Here is a 17,274-nt window from a genome sequence, read left to right on the forward strand (position 1 = left end):
AAGTTGGCTACCAACTCCACTGCTGTTATCTCCGCTTGGAAGCGACTCATAACCACCTTTCAACGAACTGCCGGAAGATGGCGGGAAGTTGTACTGTTTTGCCGTGGACCCGGAACACGCCTCCGCCAATGGGCGGAAGAGGTCACAGCGGCCACAGAGGTCACACCGCGAGGTGGCCGACGAACTGCGGCACCGGATCAGGACGGGAGTGCTGCGGCCGGGCCAGCGCATGCCCACCCAGGCCGAGCTGGCCGGCGAGTTCGGTGTCGAGCGCGGAGCCGTGCGCCAGGCCCTGCGCATCCTCCAGTCGGAGCAGCTGCTCACCAATGTGTCCAAGGGGAGCCCGGCGACCGTCGCGGCCGGTCCGGTGGGGGCCCTGACCGGCCCCGCCGCCCCGCCGCTGCCCACCACGGCCGCGCTCGCGCCCCGTATCGCGGCCGCCTTCGGCGCCCCCCACGTCGAGATCGACGCCCTGTGCCTGACCGCGATCTCGCTCACCCTGGCCATCGGCGAGCCGCTGCGGCAGATCCACGCCGGGCGGCTGAAACCGGCCAAGATCGACGTCCGCGTGCTGCTGCCGAGCCGGGACATCGACCTCGCCTTCCCCGCGCCGGTGGACGCCTCCGACGCCGGCCGGCTGCGCGGCCGCTGGCTGGCCCAGCGCAACGCCCAGGGCCAGGTGCTCAAGCACAACCTGCTGGCCCTGCGCGCCACCCACGGCATCGACGTGCGCGTGAGCTTCCGCGCGCTGCCCTTCACCCCGCCGGTCAAGCTGTACCTGCTCAACGACCGGGAGGCGCTCTTCGCGTACTACACGCTGCGGCGGCGTGAGCAGGAGATCGACCACGAACACCTGGAGCTGTACGACGCGGAGGGCACCCGGTCGATCCTCTTCGCCTTCGAGCAGGGCACCGACCCGCGCGACACGACCTTCGTCGAGCAGTCCCACGTGTGGTTCAACGCACTGTGGGAGACGATCAGTTCGGAGCTGCTGCTCACGAGCTGACGCCTCCCACGGGGAGCGGCCCGGACGCTGGGGGTCCGTGTGTCACAGGGCGGGCCCCGCGAGCAGGACCGCCAGCACCACGGCCCCCACGGAGCTGAGGGTCGGGTTCTTGGCCTTGATGCCGACGGTGAGCATCAGCAGGCCGATCACGCCCATCGCGCCGTACTTCCACTGCACGAGTTCCTCGAAGCCGATGACGAAGATGGCTGACACAAGAGCGAGAGCAGGCACGGTGATTCCCCCTTCGGACGGTTGCGGGCCGGTGCGGGCGTGGGGGGTGCAGGGGGAGTGGGCAGAAACTTCCACCAACTCCATCGAGTTGGTCGCCAAGTCTTCCTTAGTTGTCCCCACTTGGCTGCTATCTATAAACAAGTTTCAAACAACTGCCCTTAGATGGATCGAAGTTGTACCGTTTGGTTGTGACCCAGGAGAGCGTGGCCGTGAACGGCAGCAGAAGAAGCTCACCCCAGGAGATCGCCGAGACCCTGCGGGAACGGATCCGCACCGGCGAACTCCGGCCGGGTGACCGCCTGCCCACCCAGGCCGAACTCGCCGGGGAGTTCGGGGTGGAGCGCGGAGCCGTGCGCCAGGCCCTGCGAGTGCTCCAGGAAGACGGCCTGCTCAGCAACGTCACCAAGGGCAGCCCGCCGCGCGTCGCCGCACCCGTCGCCGCCCGCGCGGAGCCGCAGCCGACGATGGTCGGCCTCGCGCCCCGGCTCGTGGAGGCCTTCTCCGCCCGGCAGGTCAGGATCGACGCGGCCTGCCTCACGGCCGAGACCCTGATGGTCGCCGTCGGCGAGCCCCTGCGCCTCATCCACGAGGGCCGGCTGCGCCCGGAGTCGATCGACGTGCGCATTCTGCTGCCGTCCCGCAACATCGACCTGGCCTTCCCGATCTCGGTGGACCGGCCGAGCGAGGACGACCCCGTCCACCAGCGCTGGCTGGCCCAGCGCAACGCCCAGGGCCACGTCCTGAGCCACAACCTCAAGTCCCTGCGCGCCACCCACGGCATCGATGTCCGCGTCACCTTCCGCGCGCTGCCCTTCACCCCGCCGGTCAAGCTGTACCTGGTCAACGGCGCGGAGGCGCTGATCGCGTACTACATGATCACCCGTCGCGAGGAGCGCGCGGACGACGGGACGCTGGACATGTACGACGTCCTCGGCACGGAGTCCCTGCTGTTCTCCTTCGAGAAGGCGACCGGGCAGCGCGACGCCGCGTTCGTGACGGAATCGCAGAAGTGGTTCGACGCCCTCTGGGAAACCATCACGTCGGATCTGACACTCTCCTAGTGACTTCTGATACGACGCAGACCGAAGCGGTGACAGCTGAGACCGGAAACAAGACCGAGGAACTGCGGAACCTGATCGCGGGTGCCCGTGTCGTGCTCTGGGACTTCGACGGGCCGATCTGCCGGCTGTTCGCCGGGCACTCGGCGGAGCGGGTGGCGACCGAACTGGTGCGGTGGCTCGAGAGCCGGGGCCTGCACGGCCTGCTGACCGGCTCCGAACGGCAGTCGCTCGACCCGCAGGTCGTCCTGCGTGCCGTGGACCGCCGGCACCCCGGAAGCGACCTCGTCACGGAGCTGGAGGCACGGCTGACCCAGGAGGAACTGCGTGCCGCCGCCTCCGCGATGCCCACTCCGTACGCCGACCCCGTGATACGGACCTGGAAGGCCCTGGGCTCGCGCCTGGCCATCGCCACCAACAACTCGCCCCTCGTGGTGCGCGAGTACCTCGCGGGCCGCGACCTGGGCCTCTGCTTCGCCCCCCACGTCTACGGACGCACCCAGGACCTGAAACACCTCAAGCCCGACCCGCACTGCCTGAACCGCGCCCTGACCGCCACGGGTGCCTCCCCCGCGCAGGCCCTGATGATCGGAGACACGCCCACGGACCACGAGGCCTCCCTGCGGGCCGGCGTGCCCTTCCTCGGTTACGCCCGCAACGCCCGCAAGGAGAAACTGCTCAGGGAGGCGGGCGCCACCGTGGTCGTGGACTCCCTGGAGCCGGTGCTGCGGATCCTGCGGGATCAGGGCTGAGCGCCCAAGTGCGGGAGTTCCACCGGGTGTCGGGGGGACCGCGGGACCGGATGGCGGAGTCATCGAGGCCGGTGAGGAGGGCAGGGCGCTCGACGTGCTGGGGCTCGGGGCGACGTGCTGTAGCATGCCCGCACCGCGTGAGCAACAGCTCCGTTTCACACGTACAGCACGCAAGAGGTGGCGCGCAAGGCGACCTCGAAGGTGCGACACAGGCCGGACGCACTGATAGGGGCACACCACCCGTTGTGCCGACGTCGGGTGCGCTCGACTCGTATCCGTTATGACTCTTGGCGTACCTTTTGTCGTATCGTCGTTCTCGCCTGAGCACTTGAGCAACTGGAGCGGCCGTGGGCGCACCTCCCCCTCCCCGTCCCTTTCTGGGGGAGCACGCCCTCCGCGTCGTCCGGGAGTTCGTACGGCTCGCCGCCGAGCTGGGTGAGAAAGGTGGCGGCCGCCACCACCGCGACCATGTGCTCCCCCTGACGGAGCACATGGCCCGGCTGCTGCACCGGGAGGCCGGTACGCCGGTCACCGTGCGGATCCACCGCGCCGAGGCGCCGCCCGTGGCGATCAGAACCTGGCAGCGCGAGGCCGAGATCGTCGACGCTGTCGCAGGGGTGCTGCCCGACGTCCCGCGGTGCCTGGTCGACCAGGATTCCTTCACGATCCACGACCACGTCGAGGGCGTGTCCCTCTCCAGCGTGTGCCCGAACGGCAAACCCGTCGACGCGCTCCACGTCAGGGCGCTGGCGCAGATGCTGGCCCGGATGACGCAGGTCCGGCGGGAGGCGCTGCCCGCGCTCCCCCCGGAGTGGCCGCGCAACGACAAGGACGGCCAGGCCTTTCTGCGGATGCTGGCGTGTCGTGCGGACCGGCGGATCAGGCAGCCCAACTGGCACACCTTCGGCGGGCTGTTCGCGGCCCTGGGCATTCCCGAGGACGCCCTGGCCCAGCTGGCCCGACGCGTGCCCGCCATGGCCAGGCGGCCGTACAGCCTGCTCCACGCGGACCTGCACCGCGACAACCTGATCGTGCCGAGCGGCGGTGATCCGGTCCTCGTCTGCGTCGACTGGGAACCGGCGACCTACGGAGACCCCCTGCACGACCTCGCGACACACCTGGTCCGCATGCGGTACCCGGGCCATCAGCGGGACGAGGTGATCGACGCCTGGGCCGAGGCCATGACCCGGATCCGTCCCGCGGCCGTCAACGGCATGGTCAGGGACCTGCGGCACTACGTCGCCTTCGAGCGGGCCCAGTCCGTCTACCCCGATGTGATGCGGGCGGCGAAGGCCCTGGAGGACACGCCCGGCCAGGAGGGACTGGACGACGCGACGGCGTCCGTGCGCAGGGCGCTGGAGGCGGCCGCCGCGCCGCTGGGTCTCAGGAACGTTCCGGGCACGGCGCAGATCGAGCGCGTCCTGTTCCGCTGGCGGGCCGCCCGGACGGCGGTCAGGGACGGCGGCCCGGGCCGGGTGGCGGAGGCGATCCCGTGGTCGTGGGACCCGCGGCTTCCCGAACGCCCCGAATTCCCGGCCTCCGCCGTCGGTCACGCCCTGGTCGCCGAGGGGATGGCGCCGGCCGGCCGGGTGTTCAAGGGCACCGCGCACCTCAACTCGGTCGTCCGCGTACCCGAGGCCGATCGCACGGTCGTGGTGCGGCGCGAGGTGGCCAACCTCTGCCGCAGCGAGCCGAGCTTCCTCAGCGAGCACGCCGTGCTGCGGGCCATCGAGCAGTCGGGGGTCCCGGTGGCGGCGCCGAGGGTCCTCGCCCTGGGCCGTGGCTACCGGGGGGAGCAGTTCGCCATCCACACCTACGTCGGGCCCGAGGACACCGACCGCCCGCCCGGCCACCCGGTGCACGGCCTGCTGCCGCACGAGGCGGACGGGCTCGTCGACCAGTTGTGCGCGCTGGCGGACGTCGACTACGGAGGGCTCGACCCGGTCGCGGGCAAGGAGACCTTCTTCACCTGGCTGTGCGACCAGCTCGTACTCCTGGTCGGGAGCCTGCCGAAGGAGTCGCAGCAGCTGGCCCGGCTCCTCGGCCTCCCCGACGCCTCCCGGCTGGGGCAGATCCTGTCCCGGTACTGGGTGAACCCACGCGAGCCGGCCCTCCTGCACGGCGACCTCAACCCGTGGAACCTCGTACGCCGCGACGACGCCCTCGCCCTCACCATCATCGACTGGGAGATGGCTCTGGTCGGCGACCCGCTGTACGACCTGGTCCGGCACATGCACCTGACCCCGACCCGCCCGGAGATCCGCGAGCGCATGTTCCGGCGCTGGGAGCGCCGGCTGCCCGCCGGGCACACGGCCGGCTGGCGGCAGGACTGGACGGTGTACCGCCGGCTCGAGACCGTCCGCTCCGCCTACGTGGACCTGGACCGCCTGGTGACCGGCGCGAGCCTGGACGCCCCCAACGTCCGCCGCGCCGTCGAGTCCTACGCGATGACCCTCGCGGCGGCCACCGGCTCCCTGGGCCTGCCGGTCCGCCGGGACGCGAACCCCTATCTCGCCCGGGGGATGGCCTAGGCCAGGCCCAGGCCCTGCCGTCACCGCCCCGGTGAGCCCGGTGGCCGGTCTCAGATGCGGAGTTCGGGCGGGAAGCCGGTCCAGCGCAGTTCGGCGGGCAGGTGCCGCATGTCGTTGTGGACGAGTACGGAGGACGGCCTGCCGGGTGCGTAGCGGATGACCGTCAGCGCCGCGTTGCCGTGGTTGAGGCCCATCCAGCGCCACTCGGGCGCGTCGAGGGCGGCTCGGACCAGCCAGCCGATGAGGAAGCTGTGCGTGACGACGAGTTCATGGCGGGGGCGATCGCCGTCGACCGGACCCGTGAATTCCGCGAGTGCTTCCCGGGCCAGCGCCGGACCGCGCTCGCGCTCCGCCTCCGGGACCTGGGCGAGGAAGCCGAGCATGGCGTCGGCCGCGTCCGGCGGCAGTTCCTCCTTCGCCGGGAGATGAGGGATGTAGTCGCCGGCCGGCTCCGACTGGTGCAGCGGGACGTCGCCGAGCTGTGCGCCGATCAGCTGGGCCGTCTGCCGCGCCCGGGGCAGCGGGCCGTGGTGGATCGCCGCCAGCGGGGTGCTCCGGAGGCGTTCACCGAGCAGGGAGGCTTGGCGCCGGCCGCTCTCCGTCAGGGTCGTCTCGTCCGCCGACACCTCACCGTGCCGGGCGAGATAGAGGTATCGAGTGGCAGCGCTCGTCATGTCCCGGGCCTCCGTCGGCAGCCGTGATCTTGTGTCACGGAGGGACGCCGGGTCCTTCGCGCACGGTTCCGTCGCACCCCGCAACCTCGTTCCCGACCACCGGGAAACACTCTTGCAAGCAGGTTGCTTGCAATTGTTAGCGGGGGTGGTGCAAGGTGGAGGCATGGCATCGCTCAACGTCGGCAACCTCGGTGAGTACCTGCGCGAGCAGCGCCGCAACGCGCAGTTGTCGTTGCGGCAGCTCGCCGACGCCGCCGGCGTGTCCAATCCGTACCTGAGCCAGATCGAGCGCGGGCTGCGCAAGCCGAGCGCGGAGGTGCTCCAGCAGGTCGCCAAGGCGCTGCGGATCTCCGCCGAGACGCTGTACGTGCGGGCCGGGATCCTCGACGCCGAGCGGGACCGGGACGACGTGGAGACGCGCGCCGTCATCCTCTCCGACCCGTCGCTGAACGAGCGACAGAAGCAGGTGCTGCTCCAGATCTACGAGTCCTTCCGCAAGGAGAACGGGTTCGGGACCGCCGAGACGGACGGTTCCGGTGAGCGCGCGGCCCAGGACGGCGGCACCGGCGACACCGGTGGCACCACCGCCCGCGGCACCCGCGCGGCGGGCGACGGCGCCGGCGCCGACGGCGCCTCCATACCCGTCCGCCCCGCCGCCGGGGCGGACGGCGGCCGGCCCGCCCCCGCCGGGCGGCGCCCTGTCCGTACGTCCGGCGGCAGTGACGCCGATCCGCGGGAGGCGGCCGACTGATCCCAGCGGTCCCACGGTCACGGCTCGTACGGGCCGGGCGCCCGGCCCGACCACCGCGGAAACCCAAAACCCTCAGCCACAAGCGATCCGGGAGAACCCTCACCATGGCCATCACCGACGACCTGCGCAAGACCCTCAGCGACCCCACGCCGCTCTACTTCGCCGCGGGCACCGCGGACCTGGCCCTCCAGCAGGCCAAGAAGGTGCCCGCCCTGGTGGACCAGCTGCGCGCCGAGGCCCCGGCCCGTATCGACGCGGTGCGCAACACCGACCCGAAGGCCGTCCAGGAGCGGGCCACCGCCCGCGCCAAGGAGGCCGGTGTCCGGGTCAAGGAGACGCAGGAGAACATCCAGACCAAGGTCACCGACTTCCTGAACTACCTCGACACCGACCTGAAGAAGCTCAGCACCAACCTCGACGCCGATCTGAAGAAGCTCGGCGAGAGCGCCCAGGACCTCGCCCTGCGCGGCGTCGGCGTCGCCGCCGAGTACGCCGTCAAGGCCCGCGAGACCTACGAGAAGGTCGCCGAGCACGGTGAGCAGGCCGTGAAGACCTGGCGCGGCCAGGCGGCCGAGGGCATCGAGGACATCGCCGGAGGGGTCGAGGAGCTCGCCGTCGCCGTCGAGCCCCAGCCCGAGCCGAAGGCCGAGCCGGTCGTGGTCAAGGAGGTCAAGGAGGAGGAGTCCGCCGAGACCGGGGCCACGCCGATCACGGCCAAGAAGAACCAGGCGAAGAAGGGTCCGGTCGTGCGCAAGACCCCGCCCACGGCGAAGAAGACCACCCCGCCCGCCAAGTAGGCGGCGATCCGGCCCGTCGGGCAAGCGGCGAGCGGTCCGTCGGGCAGGCGGCGATGCGGTCCGTCGGGCAGGCGGCGACGCGGTCCGCCGGGCAGGTGCGACACGCCGGAGCGCCTCACCCGTATGGGCGATGGGCAGCCGGGCCGGGCACCCTTGGGGTGTCCGGCCCGTTCTACGGGTACGGTGACCGCGTAGGAATCGGGAGAGAACGGGCGGTGGGCAACATGCTGATGCTGGGCTTCCAGGGGCTCCTGGGGATTCTGAAGATCGTCCTGATGGCCTTGGCGGCGTTCGGGCTGTTCGACGCCGCGTTCCGGCGCGAGGACGCCTTCCGTGCGGCCGACAAGCAGAACAAGATCTTCTGGCTGATCATCCTGGGCATCGCGCTCGCCGTGAGCTACCTGTTCTCGATCTTCTCGTTCCTGCCGATCATCGGTGTCATCGCGAGCATCGTCTACATCGTCGACGTACGGCCCGCGCTCAAGCAGGTCTCCGGCGGGAACGGGTGGGGGCGCCGCCGCGGCAGCAGCAGCGACGGCCCGTACGGGCCCTACAACGGCGGTCGGTGAACCGCCGGCCGGCCCCGGACCGGTTGCCTACGGCTCCCGGTCCAGCAGGACCACCGCCACGTCGTCCGTGAGCTCGCCGCCGTTGAGTCCGCGCACCTCGTTCACCGTCGCCCGCAGCAGCCCCTCCCCGCGCAGACCCTGGCCGAGCTGGCGGCGGACCACCTCGACCATGCCGTCCTGGCCCAGCCGCTCACCCTCCTCCCCGACCCGGCCCTCGATCAGGCCGTCGGTGTAGAGCATCACGCTCCACTCGGCGCCCAGCTCCACCTGCATCCGGGGCCAGCGGGCGCCGGGCAGCAGGCCGAGGGCGGGGCCGTTGTTCTCGTACGGCAGCAGCCGGGCGGGCTTGCCGGGAGTGATCACCAGCGGTGACGGGTGACCGGCCAGGCACAGTCCCGCGCGGCGCCCGTCGGGCGCTATGTCCACCGTGCACAGCGTCGCGAAGATCTCGTCGTCGGAGCGCTCGTGCTCCAGCACCTGCTGGAGCGTGCCCAGCAGCTCGTCGCCGCACAGCCCGGCCAGGGTCAGTGCCCGCCAGGCGATACGCAGCTCCACGCCCAGCGCCGCTTCGTCGGGGCCGTGCCCGGAGACGTCGCCGATCATGGCGTGCACGGTGCCGTCGGGGGTGCGGACGGCGTCGTAGAAGTCGCCGCCGAGCAGCGCGCGCGAGCGGCCGGGGCGGTAGCGGGAGGCGAAGCGCAGCGTCGACCCGTCCAGCAGGGGGGTCGGCAGCAGGCCACGCTCCAGGCGCCGGTTCTCCTGCGCGCGCAGCCTGCCCTCGGCGAGCCTGCGCTCGGCCGTGTCGGAGCGCTTGCGCTCCACCGCGTACCGGATCGCCCGGCTGAGCAGCCGCCCGTCCAGCTCGTCGCGGAACAGGTAGTCCTGGGCGCCGACCCGCACCGCCTGGGCGGCGCGCTCGGCGTCACCGGAGGAGGTGAGTGCGAGGACGGCGTGCCGGGGCGCGAGTTCGAGCACGTGCCTGAGCACGGCCAGCTCGTCGTCGTCGCCCGCGGACCGGCCGGGAGCGGTCAGCGCGAGGTCCAGCAGGATGCAGTGGACGTCGTCGGTGAGCAGCCGCTCGGCCTCGGTGAGATTGCGGGCCCTGCGCACGCGGATCGGCTTGCCGGACGAGTCGAGCAGTTCGGGCACCATCGGCGAGCCGATCGGGTCGTCCTCGATCAGCAGCAGCGTGAGCTGGGTGTTGTTGGCCTGGGTGCCGGCGCGGTTGTCCTTCTCGACCGTTGCTTCCTTACGCGGGGCCTGTGCTGCGGAGGTGCCGTCGCCGTGGGACGCGGTCTGCGTCTGGTCGCACTCCGCGGCCGGGACTGTCCTCTGCCGCGGTACGGGCACGGGCATTGTCCTGGGTTCCTTCCCTCCCCCCGAGGGCATGGCGGGTACGAGGGACCTCGCGCCGCCGACGGGGACATTAGCGGTAGTCGGCGCCGCGGGGGAATGGTGTGAGGCGCGTCGCTCCGGCTTTCGTCGCTGTCATATGCCGCGATCCCTACCGGAGTTGGACACGACGCCGCCGGGGGTGGGATGACGAAGGTCACGTCTCCCGTGGGTTTGGCGGCGGCCGGGGGTGCGGTCGGTCACGTGGCCGGGGTCACCGGAGGCCGGCCGGGGCGTGGAGTCTCAGTCCGTGTCGGGCCGTACGACGCCCAGGATCGGCATCGAGCCCGCCCCGGCGAGCGTCACCGTGCGCCCCGGCCGCGGGGCGTGGACGATCGTGCCGTCGCCGACGTACATCCCGACATGGCTGGCGTCGCCGAAGTAGATGATCAGGTCGCCGGGCCGCATGTCCTCGATGTCCACGCGCTTCAGCTGCTTCCACTGCTGCTGCGAGGTGCGCGGGACGGGGTTCCCGGCCGCCGACCAGGCCTGGGAGGTGAGCCCCGAGCAGTCGTACGTCCGGGGACCCTCGGCGCCCCACTCGTACGGCTTGCCGAGCTGGGCCGTGGCGAACTCGACCGCCTTCTTGCCCGCCGCGGACGCCTTGCCGTTGAGCTCGTCGAGGATGCCGGTGCCCAGCCAGGCCGTCTGCGCCTGGTCGGCAGCCTGCCGCTCCAGTTCGGCGAGGCGCTCGCGCTGCCGTTTCTCCAGCGTGGCCTCGAGTTGCTCGGCCTCCTTGATCCGCTCCTTGATCCGCTTCTTCGCCGCGGCCTTGGCCTTGCGGCCCGCCTCCAGCTTCTGCCAGCGGTCGGCGGCGTCGTCCGCGTACAGCTTCAAGTCCTGCTGGATTCGCGTCGTTTCCTCGATCAGGCCCTTGGTCGCCCGCTGGCCCTGGAGCACCCGGCCGGCGCCGTCGAAGAAGTCCTGCGGGTCGTTGCCCAGCATCAACTGGACCTCGGGCGGCAGACCGCCCGTGCGGTACTGGGCGCGGGCCGCGGCGCCGGCGCGGTCCTTCAGGCCGTCCAGTTTGCGCTGCTCGTCGGCGATCTTCCGGTTCAGGTCGGCGATCTCGGCGGACTGCTTCTCCGCCTTCTCCCTGGCCAGGTTGTAGGCGTCGGTGGCGACGGCGGCGTCGTGGTACAGCTTGTCCAGCTTGGCGCGGACGGCCTGGAGGTCCTTGTCCGGCGCGAGCGTGACGGAGGGGGAGGGCGAGGGAGCGGGGGAGGCGGACGGGGCCGGGTCCGGCAGTGCGCGCGCGAACGCGGTGCCCGGCGCTCCCAGCAGCGTGACCGCGCAGACCACGGTCACGGCCGCCGCGAGCACGGTGTGCCTGCGCCGTCCCATACTCGGCCCCCCAGCTGATTAACCGTCAGTAACATGTGGACGCTCGGGCGATCGTGCCACGACTCGGCGCAAAGCGACAGAGGTGCGGCGATCTCCCAGCGATCTCCCGCCTGTGTGACGAACGACCCGCAAGGATCGTTCCCCGCAGGTCACGGCGGATGAATGGGCCGCCGTCGGCCGGTCGCGCGGGCCGTCGTGGGGTGGTCGCGGGTCGGTCGCGCGGGTCGCCGTGGGGTGGTCGCGGGTCGGTCGCGCGGGCCGTTGCCGGGCGGTCGCCGGTCAGCTGCGTGGGCCGTTGCTGGGCCGTCGCTGGTCAGTTGCGCGGCGCCAACGCCCGCCAGTCGACCGTCACTTCGCCCTGCCGCCAGCGCGCCGGACCGTCCGTCACCGGCCAGTCGGCCGTCAGGTCGCGCACCGTGCGGATCCAGCGCTGGCGCGCGCCGTAGGAGGCGTACGGCGCGGCGCTCGCCCAGGCGCGGTCGAAGTCGCGCAGGAAGGCGTGCACCGGCTCGCCGCGGACGTTGCGGTGGATGAGCGCCTTCGGGAGGCGTTCGGCCAGGTTGGACGGGTGGTCCAGGGAGCCGAGGCGGGTGGCGAAGGTCACCGTGCGGGGGCCCTCCGGGCCGAGCGCGACCCACACGTGCCGGCGGCCGATCTCGTCGCAGGTGCCCTCGACCAGCAGGCCTCCGCGCGAGTGCCCGTCCGCCGGGGCGAGCCGCGTGCGCAGCCGCTCCCAGACGGCGGCGACCTCTTCCTCGTCGTACTGCCGCAGCACGTTCGCCGCGCGGATGAGGTGCGGACGCTGCGGGACGGGGACCTCGAAGCCGCCGTGCCGGAAGACGAGCCCGTCGCGCTCGTACGGCTTCGCGGCCGCGACCCGGGCCGGTTCGATCTCGACGCCCACCACGCGCGCGCGTGGCGCGGCGGTGCGCAGCCGGTGCAGCAGCTCGACCGCCGTCCAGGGGGCGGCGCCGTAGCCGAGGTCGACGGCCACCGGATCGGCGGCCCGGCGCAACTCGGCGCCGTGCACGGCCGCGATCCAGCGGTCCATGCGGCGGAGCCGGTTGGGGTTGGTGGTCCCGCGCGTCACCGTTCCCACGACGGGGGTCCCCCCGCTCGAGCGAAGCCGAGAGTGGGGGAGGGTCGCTGCGCGGGATGTCATGCATACGAGGGTATGGCGCCCGCCGGCCCCGACCGCACGGGCGTAGCGCGCGGGAGCCCCGCCCCACCGTGCCCGCTCGCCACCTCGACCCGGACGCGGCACACCGGCCCTGTGCGCCCAGCCGGAACCTGTCGGCCCACCAGGCGGCACCGGCCGTCGTGGCCATGCGGCAGGCGCGTCGAGCCACGCGGCACGCGGGCCGCGCCGTTCCGGCGGTCGGACCGCGCGGCGCACGCGGGTGCGTCACGTCCTGGATCTGCGGTACCCGCAGTGCTGGTCGCGCGTGGGTGTGTCATGCCGTGACCGGGTGGCACCCGTAGCACCTCCGGGCGGTCGGCGCGCATGCGTCACGCACCCCGGGGTCGAACGGTTGAGCGAGAGCCGGTAATGATTGGGCAAAGGAGCCGGTAGCGGAAATGGAGTCAGGTGCTCCGGCGTTGGGTCTTGGAGGGCGCTCGGCGCCCCCGTCCGGCATGCCCGAAACGAGGAGGAACGCCACGTGAGCCAGTACGTCAGCAGGCTCGGGCGTCGTTCCCCGACGGCACCCGCGCGGCTGCGGCTGCACCGCCGGCCCCGGCGCGTCGCCATGCTCTCCGTGCACACCTCACCGCTCCACCAGCCCGGCACGGGCGACGCCGGCGGCATGAACGTCTACATCGTGGAGCTCGCCCAGCGTCTGGCCGCCCAGGGCGTCGAGGTCGAGGTCTTCACCCGCGCCACCGCGGGGGACCTGCCGCCCGCCGTCGAACTCGCCCCCGGCGTCCTCGTCCGGCACGTCGACGCCGGCCCCTACGAAGGCCTGGCCAAGGAGGACCTGCCCGCCCAGCTGTGCGCCTTCACGCACGGCGTGATGCAGGCCTGGGCCGGCCACCGCCCCGGCCACTACGACCTCGTCCACTCCCACTACTGGCTCTCCGGACACGTCGGCTGGCTCGCCGCCCAGCGCTGGGGCGTCCCTCTGGTGCACGCCATGCACACCATGGCCAAGGTCAAGAACGCCAGCCTGGCCGAGGGCGACACCCCCGAGCCCGCCGCCCGCGTCATCGGCGAGACCCAGATCGTCGCCGCCGCCGACCGGCTGATCGCCAACACCGACGAGGAGGCCGGCGAACTCGTACGGCACTACAGCGCCGACCCCGCCAAGGTCGCCGTCGTACACCCCGGCGTGAACCTCACCCGCTTCCGTCCCGGCGACGGCCGCGCCGCCGCCCGCGCCCGCCTCGGCCTGCCGCAGGACGCCCTGATCCCGCTGTTCGCCGGCCGTATACAGCCGCTCAAGGCCCCCGACGTGCTGCTGAGGGCCGTGGGCGTCCTCCTCGACCAGCGGCCCGAACTGCGCTCCCGCATCGTCGTCCCCGTCGTCGGCGGCCCGAGCGGCAGCGGCCTCGCCAAGCCGGAGGGCCTGCAGAAGCTGGCCGCCCGGCTCGGCATCGCCGACGTCGTACGGTTCTGCCCGCCGGTCGGGCAGGACCGGCTCGCCGACTGGTTCCGGGCCGCGTCCGTCCTGGTCATGCCCTCCTACAGCGAGTCCTTCGGCCTGGTCGCGATAGAGGCGCAGGCGACCGGCACCCCGGTCCTTGCCGCCTCGGTCGGCGGCCTGCCGGTGGCCGTTCGGGAGGGCGAGACCGGATTCCTGGTCCAGGGCCACGACCCGGCCGACTACGCGCACCTGCTGCGCCGCTTCGCGGACGACCCCCACCTCGCCGACCGGATGGGCGCCGCCGCCGCCCGGCACGCGCGCTCCTTCGGCTGGGACGCGTCGGCGGCGGCCACGGCGGACGTGTACACGGCCGCGTTGCAGGCCCACCGGCGTCGCGTACGCTCGCCCCATGGGTAGCGCCACGGGTGCCACGGGTGAGGCGGAGCAGCAGCGCGCGACGCGGGTCGTCGAGGACGTCCTCAAGGGCGCCGAACTGGACTGGGAGAGCCCGCGGTCCGGCAACTACGTCGTGAAACTCCCCGGCATCCGCAAGCTGTCGACCACCCTGTCGATGATCGTCGGCCGGCACTCGCTGTCCCTTAACGCCTTCGTCATCCGCCACCCCGACGAGAACGAACCCGCCGTCCACCGCTGGCTGCTGGAGCGCAACCTCAAGCTGTACGGGGTGAGTTACGCCGTCGACCAGCTCGGTGACGTCTACCTCACCGGCCGGCTGCCGCTGGCCGCCGTGACCGCCGACGAGGTCGACCGGCTGCTCGGCCAGGTCCTGGAGGCGGCCGACGGCAGCTTCAACACCCTGCTGGAGCTCGGCTTCGCCTCGGCGATCCGCCGCGAGTACGCCTGGCGCGTCTCGCGCGGCGAATCGACCCGCAACCTCGAGGCGTTCGCGCACCTGACCCAGCGTCCGGCCGACTGACCCCGCCCTCGCCGCAGCCGCGGGATCACGTCACTTCCCGTTCCTGCCGTGCGAGGTCCCGCGGCCGTACCGCCCCGGAGTCACACCCACGAGCTTCCTGAAGTGCCGGGTGAGATGGGCCTGGTCGTAGAAGCCGGTCTCGGCGGCCACCTCGGCCGGTTTCAGCCCCGCCAGCAGCAGCCTGCGGGCGCGGTCCACCCGGCGGGACATCAGGTACTGGTGCGGAGCGATGCCGTACGCGCCGCTGAACGCCCGTACCAGGTGGGTGGGATGGGCCTGCACGAGAGCCGAGGCCTCGTCGAGCGTGACGCCCTGCGGCACCCGCTCGTCGAGCAGTTCGCGCAGCCGGCGGGCGAGGGCGGGGTCGCGGCGCGGGGTCCCGACGGCGAGCCGTGGCCGCAGATGGGCGCGCAGCCGCTCGCCGACGAGCGCCAGCCGGCTCTCCGCCTCCAACTCGTCACCGGGCAGGGCGAGCGCGGTGTGCACCTGCCCGACCCGCCGGCGCAGCACCGGATCGCGCAGGTCCGGCCCGTCCACGGCCGCTCCGATGAGCTCGTCGCCGAGGTGGGTGGCGTCCAGGTACAGCACCCGCTTGCGGAAGCCGCCCGGGCCGACGGGCGAGCCGTTGTGCGGGACGTGCGGCGGCAGCAGGGACACGGTGTCGTGCGGGGTGCCGTGCTCGTGCCGGTCCAGGTCGTACCGAACGGCGCCGTCGTCCACGATCAGCAGCGTCCACGCCTCGTGCACGTGCATCGGATAGGCGTACTCGGTGAAGTGCGCGTGGAACACCTCCACGACGCCCGGGACACGCGGGCGCCAGGCGGAGACGTTCCGCTGCGGGGCCATGCAAAGAACGTACAAGACGGCGCGGTACCGCGTTCGGGAGTCTCGTCCCATGAACGACGAGCAGCCCATCCGCTTCGACACCAAGATCGCCGTCCTGCTGCGCGAGGACCTGGAGACCTGGCAGCGCCTGAACGTCACCGCGTTCCTGGTCAGCGGCCTCGGCACGACGGTCCCGGAGATCATCGGGGAGCCGTACGAGGACGCCGACGAGGTGCCGTACCTGCCGATGTTCCGCCAGCCGGTGCTGGTCTTCCAGGGCACCAAGGAGACGCTGACCGCGGCGCACGGGCGGGCCCTGTCCCGGTCCCTGCCGCGCGCCGTCTTCACCTCCGACCTGTTCACCACCGGCAACGACCGCGACAACCGGGCCGCGGTCCGGGCCGTGCCGACCGGCGAGCTGGACCTGGTGGGACTCGCTGTCCACGGCCCGCGCAACGCGGTGGACAAGGTGCTGAAGGGCGCGCGGATGCACCCTTAGGCGACGGCCGCGCCCGTCGGCCTCACGCCGTGCCGACCTCGGTACGGGGCTCGGTGCGGGACTCCACGGTGGCCGGCTCGGCCTTCGGCAGGCGGCGCATCAGGGCCCAGTAGCTGAGGGCGGCGGCCGTGCCGACGGCCGCGCACATGCCCCACAGCCACTCGGCGCCGAGCCGGTCGATGACGGCACCGGACATCAGCGGCGCGACCAGGGCGGCCACCGACCAGGACAGGGTGTAGACGCCCTGGTAGCGCCCGCGCCCCTGCACCGGGGAGAGCCGGACGACCAGCCCGGTCTGGGTGGGCGCGTTGATCATCTCGCCGAGGGTCCACACGCACACCGTGATCGCGAACACGCCGACCGATCCGGCGAACGCCGTGAGCCCGAAGCCGTAGCCCGCGAGCAGGGCGGAGACGATCAGCAGCCGCCCGGGGTCCCGGTGCTCGATGAAACGGGTGACCGGGATCTGCAGGGCGACGATCAGGATCCCGTTGACGGCGATGGCCATGCCGTAGTCGGCGGGCGTGAACCCGGCCCGGCCCATGGCGACCGGCAGCCCGACCGCCCCCTGCTGGAAGACCACGGCGATCAGGAAGGACGCCCCGACGACGCCCATGAACCGCCCGTCCCGCAGGACGGTCCACAGCCGGACGGCGTCACCGCTCTCGTGGCTCACGCGCTCGTCCGGGCCCGGCCGGGACTCGGGCACCTTCAGGAAGACGACGATCGCGCAGGCCAGCGTCATCGCGGCCTCGATCAGGAAGCCGGCGAGATAGCTGTACTCGGCGATGAAGCCGGCCGCCATGGAGGAGACGGCGAAGCCGAGGTTGATCGCCCAGTAGTTGAGGGAGAAGGCGCGGACCCGGTCCTCGGGACGCACGATGTCGGCCATCATCGCCTGCACGGCCGGCCGGGAGGCGTTGCTGGCCATGCCGACCAGGAAGGCGACGGCGGCGATGGCGACGGGATCCCGGACGAACCCGAGCGCCGCGACGGACACGGCGGTGGAGGCCTGGGCGACGAGCAGGGTCGGCCGCCGTCCGAGCCGGTCGGCCATCACGCCCCCGGCGAGCGAGGAGACGACCCCGCCGAGACCGTGCAGCGCGGCGACCAGACCGGCGTACGAGGCGGAGTAGCCGCGGCCGAGGGTCAGGTACAGCGCCATGAACGTGGCGACGAAGGCGCCCAGCCGGTTGACGAGGGTGCTGGTCCACAGCCACCAGAACTCACGGGGGAGTCCGGAGACGGTCTCCCGGGCGGCACGTCTGAGACTGGCGACGGACATGGACGACCCCCCGGGGATGTAAGCGGCTGATGCAGCGAGCA

Annotated in this window: 17 protein-coding genes; 10 read left to right on the forward strand and 7 right to left on the reverse strand. The window is 72.3% G+C overall.

Features of this window, described 5'->3' with window-relative positions:
• The first annotated feature begins 88 nt into the window (after positions 1-88).
• The gene (locus tag ACWC91_RS12120; RefSeq protein WP_281157050.1) at positions 89-1,006 is read left to right on the forward strand and encodes a winged helix-turn-helix domain-containing protein; all 918 of its coding nucleotides are present in this window, start codon (positions 89-91) and stop codon (positions 1,004-1,006) included.
• A 42-nt stretch (positions 1,007-1,048) separates the two neighbouring features.
• On the opposite strand, the gene ACWC91_RS12125 is transcribed toward ACWC91_RS12120, so the two are convergent.
• The gene (locus ACWC91_RS12125) at positions 1,049-1,237 is read right to left on the reverse strand and encodes a hypothetical protein (RefSeq protein WP_225074520.1); all 189 of its coding nucleotides are present in this window, start codon (positions 1,235-1,237) and stop codon (positions 1,049-1,051) included.
• A 182-nt stretch (positions 1,238-1,419) separates the two neighbouring features.
• Here ACWC91_RS12125 and ACWC91_RS12130 point away from each other — a divergent pair, with 182 nt between their 5' ends.
• The 3 genes from ACWC91_RS12130 to ACWC91_RS12140 all read left to right on the forward strand — a co-directional run bounded on the left by ACWC91_RS12130 (position 1,420) and on the right by ACWC91_RS12140 (position 5,578).
• The gene (locus tag ACWC91_RS12130; protein WP_225074521.1) at positions 1,420-2,298 is read left to right on the forward strand and encodes a winged helix-turn-helix domain-containing protein; all 879 of its coding nucleotides are present in this window, start codon (positions 1,420-1,422) and stop codon (positions 2,296-2,298) included.
• Positions 2,298-3,047 carry an HAD family hydrolase gene (locus ACWC91_RS12135; RefSeq protein WP_450642850.1) on the forward strand — a complete coding sequence of 250 codons (750 nt, stop codon included), beginning with the start codon at positions 2,298-2,300 and terminating at the stop codon, positions 3,045-3,047. The genes ACWC91_RS12130 and ACWC91_RS12135 overlap by 1 nt, the downstream gene beginning before the upstream one ends.
• Before the next feature lie 347 nt (positions 3,048-3,394).
• Positions 3,395-5,578, forward strand: a complete 2,184-nt coding sequence (locus tag ACWC91_RS12140) for an aminoglycoside phosphotransferase family protein (RefSeq protein WP_281157048.1) — start codon at positions 3,395-3,397, stop codon at positions 5,576-5,578.
• A 50-nt stretch (positions 5,579-5,628) separates the two neighbouring features.
• Here ACWC91_RS12140 and ACWC91_RS12145 read toward each other — a convergent pair whose 3' ends face one another.
• Positions 5,629-6,252 (reverse strand): histidine phosphatase family protein, encoded by a 624-nt coding sequence (locus ACWC91_RS12145; protein ID WP_450642848.1) that lies wholly within the window; start codon positions 6,250-6,252, stop codon positions 5,629-5,631.
• Between the two features lie 163 nt (positions 6,253-6,415).
• Between ACWC91_RS12145 and ACWC91_RS12150 the strand changes: the two genes are divergently transcribed.
• From ACWC91_RS12150 to ACWC91_RS12160, 3 genes are all read left to right on the forward strand, one after another.
• Entirely contained in the window at positions 6,416-7,003 is a 588-nt protein-coding gene (locus tag ACWC91_RS12150) for a helix-turn-helix domain-containing protein (protein ID WP_225074525.1), read from the forward strand.
• A 104-nt stretch (positions 7,004-7,107) separates the two neighbouring features.
• Positions 7,108-7,800: a hypothetical protein gene (locus ACWC91_RS12155; protein WP_225074526.1), complete on the forward strand. Its 693-nt coding sequence runs from the start codon at positions 7,108-7,110 to the stop codon at positions 7,798-7,800.
• 224 nt (positions 7,801-8,024) lie between these two features.
• Positions 8,025-8,369, forward strand: a complete 345-nt coding sequence (locus tag ACWC91_RS12160; RefSeq protein WP_225074880.1) for a DUF2516 family protein — start codon at positions 8,025-8,027, stop codon at positions 8,367-8,369.
• Positions 8,370-8,396: 27 nt separating this feature from the next.
• Here the strand turns inward: ACWC91_RS12160 and ACWC91_RS12165 are convergent, their stop codons facing one another.
• From ACWC91_RS12165 to ACWC91_RS12175, 3 genes are all read right to left on the reverse strand, one after another.
• Positions 8,397-9,725, reverse strand: coding sequence for a PP2C family protein-serine/threonine phosphatase (locus ACWC91_RS12165; protein ID WP_450641521.1), 1,329 nt, complete (start codon positions 9,723-9,725; stop codon positions 8,397-8,399).
• Positions 9,726-10,004: 279 nt separating this feature from the next.
• Entirely contained in the window at positions 10,005-11,105 is a 1,101-nt protein-coding gene (locus ACWC91_RS12170; RefSeq protein ID WP_225074528.1) for a C40 family peptidase, read from the reverse strand.
• A gap of 313 nt (positions 11,106-11,418) precedes the next feature.
• Complete coding sequence (locus ACWC91_RS12175; RefSeq protein ID WP_450641523.1) at positions 11,419-12,204, reverse strand: class I SAM-dependent methyltransferase; 786 nt, start codon at positions 12,202-12,204, stop codon at positions 11,419-11,421.
• Positions 12,205-12,766: 562 nt separating this feature from the next.
• On the opposite strand from ACWC91_RS12175, the gene mshA reads away from it, so the two are divergent.
• Complete coding sequence (mshA, locus tag ACWC91_RS12180; RefSeq protein ID WP_225074530.1) at positions 12,767-14,104, forward strand: D-inositol-3-phosphate glycosyltransferase; 1,338 nt, start codon at positions 12,767-12,769, stop codon at positions 14,102-14,104.
• Positions 14,097-14,624, forward strand: coding sequence for a type III secretion system chaperone family protein (locus tag ACWC91_RS12185; RefSeq protein WP_281157346.1), 528 nt, complete (start codon positions 14,097-14,099; stop codon positions 14,622-14,624). The genes mshA and ACWC91_RS12185 overlap by 8 nt, the downstream gene beginning before the upstream one ends.
• A gap of 30 nt (positions 14,625-14,654) precedes the next feature.
• Here ACWC91_RS12185 and ACWC91_RS12190 read toward each other — a convergent pair whose 3' ends face one another.
• Positions 14,655-15,470 carry a helix-turn-helix domain-containing protein gene (locus tag ACWC91_RS12190; protein ID WP_225074532.1) on the reverse strand — a complete coding sequence of 272 codons (816 nt, stop codon included), beginning with the start codon at positions 15,468-15,470 and terminating at the stop codon, positions 14,655-14,657.
• Between ACWC91_RS12190 and ACWC91_RS12195 the strand changes: the two genes are divergently transcribed.
• Positions 15,469-15,948 (forward strand): DUF2000 family protein, encoded by a 480-nt coding sequence (locus tag ACWC91_RS12195; protein ID WP_374113887.1) that lies wholly within the window; start codon positions 15,469-15,471, stop codon positions 15,946-15,948. The genes ACWC91_RS12190 and ACWC91_RS12195 overlap by 2 nt on opposite strands.
• Positions 15,949-15,970: 22 nt before the next feature.
• Here ACWC91_RS12195 and ACWC91_RS12200 read toward each other — a convergent pair whose 3' ends face one another.
• Positions 15,971-17,233 (reverse strand): MDR family MFS transporter, encoded by a 1,263-nt coding sequence (locus ACWC91_RS12200; RefSeq protein ID WP_281157344.1) that lies wholly within the window; start codon positions 17,231-17,233, stop codon positions 15,971-15,973.
• Positions 17,234-17,274 lie beyond the last annotated feature (41 nt).

The organism is Streptomyces sp. NPDC001204, from assembly GCF_053598035.1.

Excerpts from the sequence above, each read along its gene's own strand:
- ACWC91_RS12165 (WP_450641521.1), bottom strand. The coding sequence starts at position 9,725 with ATGCCCGTGCCCGTACCGCGGCAGAGGACAGTCCCGGCCGCGGAGTGC.
- ACWC91_RS12200 (WP_281157344.1), bottom strand. The coding sequence starts at position 17,233 with ATGTCCGTCGCCAGTCTCAGACGTGCCGCCCGGGAGACCGTCTCCGGA.
- ACWC91_RS12145 (WP_450642848.1), bottom strand. The coding sequence starts at position 6,252 with ATGACGAGCGCTGCCACTCGATACCTCTATCTCGCCCGGCACGGTGAG.
- ACWC91_RS12185 (WP_281157346.1), top strand. The coding sequence starts at position 14,097 with ATGGGTAGCGCCACGGGTGCCACGGGTGAGGCGGAGCAGCAGCGCGCG.
- ACWC91_RS12195 (WP_374113887.1), top strand. The coding sequence starts at position 15,469 with ATGCAAAGAACGTACAAGACGGCGCGGTACCGCGTTCGGGAGTCTCGT.
- ACWC91_RS12170 (WP_225074528.1), bottom strand. The coding sequence starts at position 11,105 with ATGGGACGGCGCAGGCACACCGTGCTCGCGGCGGCCGTGACCGTGGTC.
- ACWC91_RS12160 (WP_225074880.1), top strand. The coding sequence starts at position 8,025 with ATGCTGATGCTGGGCTTCCAGGGGCTCCTGGGGATTCTGAAGATCGTC.
- ACWC91_RS12190 (WP_225074532.1), bottom strand. The coding sequence starts at position 15,470 with ATGGCCCCGCAGCGGAACGTCTCCGCCTGGCGCCCGCGTGTCCCGGGC.
- ACWC91_RS12150 (WP_225074525.1), top strand. The coding sequence starts at position 6,416 with ATGGCATCGCTCAACGTCGGCAACCTCGGTGAGTACCTGCGCGAGCAG.
- ACWC91_RS12155 (WP_225074526.1), top strand. The coding sequence starts at position 7,108 with ATGGCCATCACCGACGACCTGCGCAAGACCCTCAGCGACCCCACGCCG.